The sequence below is a fragment of the Paraburkholderia madseniana genome (genome assembly GCF_009690905.1).
GTDB lineage: Bacteria > Pseudomonadota > Gammaproteobacteria > Burkholderiales > Burkholderiaceae > Paraburkholderia > Paraburkholderia madseniana.
The window spans coordinates 1-7,423 of record NZ_VOSW01000196.1 but is presented as its reverse complement, the minus strand read 5'-3'; the positions used below and the strand labels follow the sequence as shown (position 1 = coordinate 7,423).

Here is a 7,423-nt window from a genome sequence, read left to right as displayed (position 1 = left end):
TCGAAATCCACAAGGATGAAATCGTCGTTGTGTTCAGGATCGATCCACAGCCGGGGGCTCTCGCCAGCGAAAATCCGAATGATTCAGACGACGGAGTGAAAAGTATGCAACATTGTACGAGGCGTAATTTCTCCGACGCTGGCGAATGTGACGCTGAACGGGCTGGAGCGAGAACTGCTAGCGCACCTTAGTGCGAAGTTTGGGATCGCAAAAGCCAACAAACTTAAAGTCAATGTGGTGCGGTACGCGGACGACTTCGTGATCACCGGTGACTCGCAAGAGTTGCTGGAGCAGGAAGTTCGACCTTGGGTGGAAACATTCCTTGCCGTTCGAGGTCTGCAACTGTCCGAGGAGAAAACGCGGATCACACACATTGACCAAGGCTTCGATTTCCTGGGGTGGAATTTCCGTAAGTACTCGGGGACGCTACTCATCAAGCCGAGCAAGAAGAACGTGAAAACGTTCTATCGCAAGGTGGCGGATACGATCAGCGGTCATAAGACGGTAAAGCAGGAGAATCTGATTCGACTGCTGAACCCGATGCTACGGGGCTGGGCGCAGTATCACAGTCCTGTGGTCGCCAAAGAGGCATACAGCCGCATGGAGTCTTTGATTTTCCGAAGGCTTTGGCGGTGGTCGAAGAGGCGGCACCTGAACAAGAGCGCCGAATGGGTGAAGAAGAAATACTTTCACTCGGAGGGCAATCGACACTGGGTGTTCGCTGTTCCTGTAGCTCGTGACGACGGTGGTAAGGGGTTGCTTAGCCTGTACCAGATCAGCGGTACGGAAATTAAGCGACACAGAAAGGTCAAAGGAGCATTCAATCCCTTTGATCCTGAGTGGGAGCAGTACGGCGAACAGTTGCGACAGGCGCGCATGGAACACTCAATGCGTTATCGGAAGCAATGGGTTTCGCTGTATATGTCGCAAGACGGGCTTTGCTCGCATTGTGGCTGTGCCCTGACAAAGGAGACCGGCTGGCATGACCATCATCTGGAGTATCGGATGCATGGTGGCACGGACGCTCTCTCGAACAGGGTTCTGCTTCACCCGCACTGCCATCAGCAGGTGCACGCAGGTAAAATTGCGGTAACTAAGCCGGCCCGGTCCTAAGACCGGGCTTTGTTTGTAGATTTGAGCCGTATGCGGGGAAACTCGCACGTACGGTTCTTAGGGGGCCCTTCTTCCGCGAGGAAGGGGGGCTACCCTCCAAAAATACAGAAGCCATCCATGAATTACCCTCATCCGATCATCGCGCGAGAAGGCTGGCCGTTCATCGCCATCGCGGCCGTCGTTGCATTACTGGTTCATGCCTTCGCGGGATTCGGCTTTGCATGGCTGTTCTGGCTGATCCTGATCTTCGTCGTGCAGTTTTTCCGCGATCCTGCGCGCCCGATTCCGACTCAGGCGAACGCCGTACTGTGCCCGGCCGACGGCCGTATCGTCGCAGTCGAGACAGCGCATGATCCGTATGCCAACCGTGAAGCGCTGAAGATCAGCGTGTTCATGAACGTTTTCAATGTCCATTCGCAGCGCTCGCCGGTGGACGGTGCGATCTCCAAGGTCGAATATTTCCCGGGCGCGTATCTGAACGCCGCTGTGGATAAGGCTTCGCTCGAAAACGAGCGCAATGCGGTGGTGATCGAAATGGCCGGCGGCCAGACGGTGACGTCGGTGCAGATCGCCGGTCTGATTGCGCGGCGCATTCTTTGCTACGTACGCTCGGGTGAGCCGCTCACGCGTGGCCAGCGTTATGGATTTATCCGCTTTGGCTCGCGCGTCGACGTGTACCTGCCGGTTGGCAGCCGTCCGCGTGTGTCGATCGGTGAGAAGGTTTCCGCGTCGTCCACGATCCTCGCTGAACTATAAAGCGGCACCAAGGAGGTTTTCCGAATGGCCGCATTCAAACCGCGTCGACCCCGCAACAGCGGGCAGCTCCCGCGTCCGTTCCGCCGTAACAAGCCGATCGTGGCGGAGACCGGAGCAGTCGAGAGCCGGCGCGCTCAGCGTCAGCAGTTCCTGAGGAAGCGCGGCATTTACCTGCTGCCGAACGCGTTCACCACCGCCGCGCTCTTTTGCGGCTTCTTCGCCGTGGTGCAGGCGATGAACGTGCGCTTCGAAATCGCGGCAATCGCGATCTTCGTGGCGATGGTGCTGGACGGCATGGACGGCCGGGTCGCCCGCATGACGCATACGCAAAGCGCGTTCGGCGAACAGTTCGACAGCCTCTCGGACATGGTTTCGTTCGGTGTGGCGCCGGCGCTCGTGATGTACGAGTGGATTCTGAAGGATCTCGGCCGCTGGGGCTGGCTCGCGGCGTTCGTCTACTGTTCGGGTGCGGCGTTGCGTCTCGCGCGCTTCAACACGAACATCGGCGTGGTCGACAAGCGCTTCTTCCAGGGTATGCCCAGTCCGGCTGCTGCCGCGCTGATCGCCGGTTTCGTGTGGCTCGCCACCGATAACCGCGTGCCGCTCAAGCTGGTATGGCTGCCGTGGGTCGCTTTCGTGCTGACTATCTACGCCGGTGTGACGATGGTGTCGAACGCGCCGTTCTACAGCGGCAAGGCGCTCGACGTGCGGCACCGCGTGCCGTTCGGCGTGATTCTGCTGGTGGTGGTGGCGTTCGTGCTGGTGTCGTCCGATCCGCCGCTGATGCTGTTCGGCCTGTTCGTGCTGTACGGCCTGTCGGGTTATGTGTTCTGGGGCTACCAGGCGATGCGGGGCAGGGCGAATCCGGCACGGTCCATAGCGGGGGACAGGTAACGGCGCACCTTCGTTGCACGAACGTGACATGAGAAAACGGCAGCCTTCGCAGGCTGCCGTTTTTCGTTGCCGCGCCCGTCCGGCGGCGCGCGGCAGGCAGGTCCGACGCCAATTGCACGGCGACGGGAATGCCGCTATAGTCGTTGGATAAATGCGTTCAGGTTCCAATTTGAGCTGCAGCACGAGCCTCAACAAGCTGGTGCGCCGCAGGTGCGCTAGTGCTGGCGCGTCTAGCGCGCTGATCGCTTATCGTTTTCTGCCCTCCGTCTGCCTCGTCTGCGGTTTATAGCGTCGCCAACGGTGGCGCAAAACGCCCGAATTCCAATATCCGATCCCCACAATTGAACGACTCCTCAGGAGACCCGACATGGCCGACAAACTGATCATATTCGACACCACGTTGCGTGACGGCGAGCAATCGCCCGGCGCGTCGATGACTAAAGAAGAAAAAATCCGTATCGCGAAGCAGCTCGAACGGATGAAGGTGGACGTGATCGAAGCGGGCTTCGCGGCCAGTTCGAATGGCGACTTCGATTCGATCCACACGATCGCGGGCCTGATCAAGGACAGCACGATCTGCTCGCTGGCCCGTGCGAACGACAAAGACATTCAACGCGCTGCTGACGCACTCAAGCCGGCCGATCATTTCCGCATTCACACGTTCATCGCAACGTCGCCGCTGCACATGGAAAAGAAGCTCCGCATGACGCCGGATCAGGTGTTCGAGCAGGCAAAGCTGGCGGTGCGTTTCGCCCGCAAGTTCACGGACGACGTCGAGTTCTCGCCTGAAGACGGCAGCCGTTCGGACATGGATTTCCTGTGCCGCGTGCTGGAAGCGGTCATCGCCGAAGGCGCGACCACGATCAACATCGCGGATACGGTCGGCTATGGCGTGCCGGAGTTGTACGGTCAGCTCGTGAAGACGCTGCGCGAGCGTATTCCGAACTCGCATAAGGCGGTGTTCTCGGTGCATTGCCATAACGACCTCGGCATGGCGGTGGCGAACTCGCTGGCCGGTGTGCAGATCGGCGGCGCGCGTCAGGTCGAGTGCACGATCAACGGTCTCGGCGAGCGCGCGGGTAATACGTCGCTCGAAGAAATCGTGATGGCGGTGAAGACCCGCAAGGATTACTTCGGCCTTGAAGTCGGTCTCGATACGACCCAAATCGTGCCGGCTTCGAAGCTGGTGTCGCAGATCACCGGTTTCGTCGTGCAGCCGAACAAGGCGGTGGTCGGCGCGAACGCATTTGCGCACGCATCCGGCATTCACCAGGACGGCGTGCTGAAAGCGCGCGACACGTACGAAATCATGCGTGCCGAAGATGTGGGCTGGAGCGCCAACAAGATCGTGCTTGGCAAGTTGTCGGGCCGCAATGCATTCAAGCAGCGTCTGCAGGAATTGGGTATCGCGCTCGATAGCGAGGGCGAACTGAACACCGCGTTCGCACGCTTCAAGGAATTGGCCGACCGCAAGTCGGAAATCTTCGACGAAGACATCATCGCGATCGTCACCGAGGAATCGGCGGAAGCGCAGGAGAGGGAGCACTACAAGTTCCTGTCGCTGTCGCAGCATTCGGAAACCGGCGAGCAGCCGCACGCGAAGATCGTGTTCTCGGTCGAAGGCAAGGAAGTGACCGGAGAAGCACGCGGCAACGGTCCGGTGGATGCCACGCTCAATGCGATCGAAACGGAAGTGGGGAGCGGTTCGGAATTGCTGCTGTACTCGGTGAACGCCATCACCACCGGCACGCAGGCGCAGGGCGAAGTGACCGTGCGGCTGTCGAAGAGCGGGCGTATCGTCAACGGCGTGGGCACCGATCCGGATATCGTCGCGGCTTCTGCGAAGGCGTATATCTCGGCGCTCAACAAGCTGTATTCGAACTTCGATAAGTTGAATCCGCAACGTTCGGACTAGTAGAAGCAGGCGCGCTGATTGCGTGCGCGCTGAACCGGATTGTCAAGAAGCCCTGTGCCCTGAAAAGCACGGGGCTTCTTGCTTTCGTTGTGTCTCCTCCTCGTGCGTATCGCGCGCTGAAACTACTCCGCAGCCGCGCGCCGCATCGACCATCCGCGCGCAGCGCGTGCCTGCGCCTGGACCTGATGCCGCACTTCGACTGCGATCTCGCGACGCGGCGCATCGGCGACGAACGCGTCCAGCAGTTCGCGCACATCGTGATCGACGAAATCGGCACGCGTTGCGTCGACGATCAAGGTCGCGCCGTCGGGAATCTGCTGCAGATAGTGCTTGAGCGGCACCTTGCCGAGAAACGACACGTCCTTGCGAAAGGACAGCAGATAGTGATCGCCGTGCTGCGCGAGCACTATCGGGCTGCGCAGGTTCGCATACAGCGCGAGCAGCACGCTGCACAGAATGCCGAGCACGATGCCGATCAGCAGATCGGTGGCGAGCACGCCGACCAGCGTGACGATGAACGGCGCAAACGGTGCGAAACCCTGCTTGGCGACGGCGACGAACAACGACGGCTTGGCGAGCTTCACGCCAGTGAAGATAAGAATCGCCGCAAGGCACGCAAGCGGAATCAGGTTGATGACGCTGGTGAGCGCGAACACGCTTACCAGCAGCAACACGCCATGAATAATTGCGGACAGCCGGCTTTGTGCGCCCGCATGCACATTGGCGGAGCTGCGCACAATGACCGAAGTGATCGGCAGGCCGCCGATCGCACCGGCGATCAGATTACCCACGCCCTGTGCCTTCAATTCGCGATCCGGCGGCGCGGCACGTCGGGCGGGATCGATCTGCTCGACCGCTTCGAGGCTCAGCAGCGTTTCGAGACTCGCGACGATCGCCAGGGTGATGGCGACGCGCCAGACATCAGGATTGACCAGTTGCGCGAAGTGCGGCCCGAAGTCGACCCATTGGAGAGCGACTTGCAACGCGGCGAACGATTCGAGCGACGGCAGCGCGACGCGATGCTCAGCGGGCGGCGCGAACGACGGAGCGAACAGACTGAGCAGCAGCGTCGCGCCGATGCCCAGCAGCACCACCGCGAGCGGCGCGGGGATGAGGCGCACCAGCACAAAGCGGCGTAACGCGCGCGTTTCCCATCCCACCAGAATCGCCAGCGAGAGCAAGGTGAGTACGCAGGCCGCGAGCGATATCGAGCCGAACGGCGTCGTTACGCTGCCGGCCATCCGGGCGGCAGCGTGCGAACCGGCCGACGCATTCGCGCCGAATAGCCCAAGCGCAAGCGGAAACTGCTTGACGATCAGCAGCACACCGATCGCCGCAAGCATGCCCTTGATCACAGGCGATGGCACATAGGCCGCAAATCTGCCGGCCTTCAGCATGCCGAAGCCGAATTGAATCGCGCCGGACAGCAACACGGCCAGCAGGAACGCGGAAAAACTGCCGAGTTGCGCGATTCCGTCGACGACGATCACGACGAGGCCCGCCGCCGGCCCGCTGACGCTCAGCCGCGAACCGCTCAGCACGGCCACCACCAGGCCGCCGACGATGCCCGATACAAGCCCGGCAAATGGCTCGACGCCCGACGCGTTGGCGATGCCCAGACATAGTGGCAGCGCCACCAGAAAAACGACCGTGCCTGCCAACAGATCGCGCTGAAACGTGGAAAAGAAAGCTCGTAGGTTCATGGGGTCGGTGCAGTAATGGTTGGAGCCTTGCGTGCGGCAAAGGCAAAGGCAAAGGCCATGCTGAGGCCGGTTTGATAAGAGCTGCGCACTAGGCAGCGCTATGGGCGGCTGTTGTGCAAGTCATCGCGTCATCGGCTTCGTAGCCGGACGTGAGAACCTTGATGCGCCCGTCCTCGAGCGCAAAGATCCAGCCGTGAACGAGCGGTGCCGGGTCGGCGTCCCACACGATCGGACTCGCTCGTAACTGGCGCACCTGTTCGAGCACGTTCAACTCCGCGAGCCGGTCGATACGCTCACGCTCGCTTGCGTGGCCCTGCAGTTCGTCGCCATGCGCCTTTGCCAACGCACATAGAGGCGCGATCCGCCGATTCACATGTGGCAACGTCGGCTCCGGCGGCAGCAGGGCGGCACGCACACCGCCGCAGCCATAGTGGCCGCAGACGATCACGTGTCCCACCTTCAGCACACGCACCGCGTATTCGAGGACGCTCGCGGAGTTGTCGTCGTCGGGATGAAAAAGATTGGCGATGTTGCGGTGAACGAACAGATCGCCGGGCTCGCAATGTGTGATGGTTTCCGCGGGCACACGGCTGTCCGAGCAGCCGACCCACAGCACGTGCGGATTCTGGCCCCGCACCAGATCACGGAAAAATTCGGGGTTGCGCGCGGCGGTTTCATGCGCCCATGCGACGTTGGCGACCAGCAGGCGTTTCGGACGGTTCATCGATAGTGGCTCCGTAAGTAGGGCGCACAGACTCCTCGCCGACATCACGGCTGTGCCCGGACGGCACAGCGGGTGTAATCGGCATCGAATCAATGCTTACGAAAACCTTTCTATCAAAAAATAAATCTGCTGTGCGCGAAATAAAATTCGTGGGCATGCGCAATAAATAAAAAAAAGCCGCCTGAAGAGGCGGCTTCAGACTGCTGACCAACCCCACGTTTTTCGGAGCGTGGGGTTTTGTTTTTCAGGCCAGGCGGGTCGCGGCGTAAGGCGCGAGTTTTGGGTCAATCAAGGCCCGGAGTGCGCTGATGAGCCGCT

General features: G+C 60.6%; 5 protein-coding genes and 1 pseudogene. 4 read left to right on the top strand and 2 right to left on the bottom strand.

The window, feature by feature from the left end; genetic code table 11:
• Window positions 1-120 precede the first annotated feature (120 nt).
• From FSO04_RS44530 to FSO04_RS44515, 4 genes and pseudogenes are all read left to right on the top strand, one after another.
• Window positions 121-1,113, top strand: a pseudogene (locus FSO04_RS44530) (group II intron maturase-specific domain-containing protein); the annotation flags it as partial.
• Between the two features lie 117 nt (window positions 1,114-1,230).
• The gene (locus FSO04_RS44525) at window positions 1,231-1,869 is read left to right on the top strand and encodes a phosphatidylserine decarboxylase (RefSeq protein ID WP_054034968.1); all 639 of its coding nucleotides are present in this window, start codon (window positions 1,231-1,233) and stop codon (window positions 1,867-1,869) included.
• A 24-nt stretch (window positions 1,870-1,893) separates the two neighbouring features.
• On the top strand, window positions 1,894-2,763 hold the full coding sequence (gene pssA / locus FSO04_RS44520; RefSeq protein ID WP_154567705.1) for a CDP-diacylglycerol--serine O-phosphatidyltransferase: 870 nt from the start codon (window positions 1,894-1,896) through the stop codon (window positions 2,761-2,763).
• A 367-nt stretch (window positions 2,764-3,130) separates the two neighbouring features.
• Window positions 3,131-4,678, top strand: coding sequence for a 2-isopropylmalate synthase (locus tag FSO04_RS44515; protein ID WP_154567703.1), 1,548 nt, complete (start codon window positions 3,131-3,133; stop codon window positions 4,676-4,678).
• A 122-nt stretch (window positions 4,679-4,800) separates the two neighbouring features.
• Here FSO04_RS44515 and FSO04_RS44510 read toward each other — a convergent pair whose 3' ends face one another.
• Both FSO04_RS44510 and FSO04_RS44505 read right to left on the bottom strand, forming a co-directional pair.
• Complete coding sequence (locus FSO04_RS44510; RefSeq protein ID WP_154567701.1) at window positions 4,801-6,381, bottom strand: SulP family inorganic anion transporter; 1,581 nt, start codon at window positions 6,379-6,381, stop codon at window positions 4,801-4,803.
• A gap of 88 nt (window positions 6,382-6,469) precedes the next feature.
• Window positions 6,470-7,105, bottom strand: a complete 636-nt coding sequence (locus FSO04_RS44505) for a carbonic anhydrase (protein WP_154567700.1) — start codon at window positions 7,103-7,105, stop codon at window positions 6,470-6,472.
• Between the last annotated feature and the right edge of the window lie 318 nt (window positions 7,106-7,423).

What these genes read in the sequence shown, in the direction of transcription:
- FSO04_RS44525 (WP_054034968.1), top strand. Translation starts at nt 1,231, where the DNA reads ATGAATTACCCTCATCCGATCATCGCGCGAGAAGGCTGGCCGTTCATC.
- pssA (WP_154567705.1), top strand. Translation starts at nt 1,894, where the DNA reads ATGGCCGCATTCAAACCGCGTCGACCCCGCAACAGCGGGCAGCTCCCG.
- FSO04_RS44515 (WP_154567703.1), top strand. Translation starts at nt 3,131, where the DNA reads ATGGCCGACAAACTGATCATATTCGACACCACGTTGCGTGACGGCGAG.
- FSO04_RS44510 (WP_154567701.1), bottom strand. Translation starts at nt 6,381, where the DNA reads ATGAACCTACGAGCTTTCTTTTCCACGTTTCAGCGCGATCTGTTGGCA.
- FSO04_RS44505 (WP_154567700.1), bottom strand. Translation starts at nt 7,105, where the DNA reads ATGAACCGTCCGAAACGCCTGCTGGTCGCCAACGTCGCATGGGCGCAT.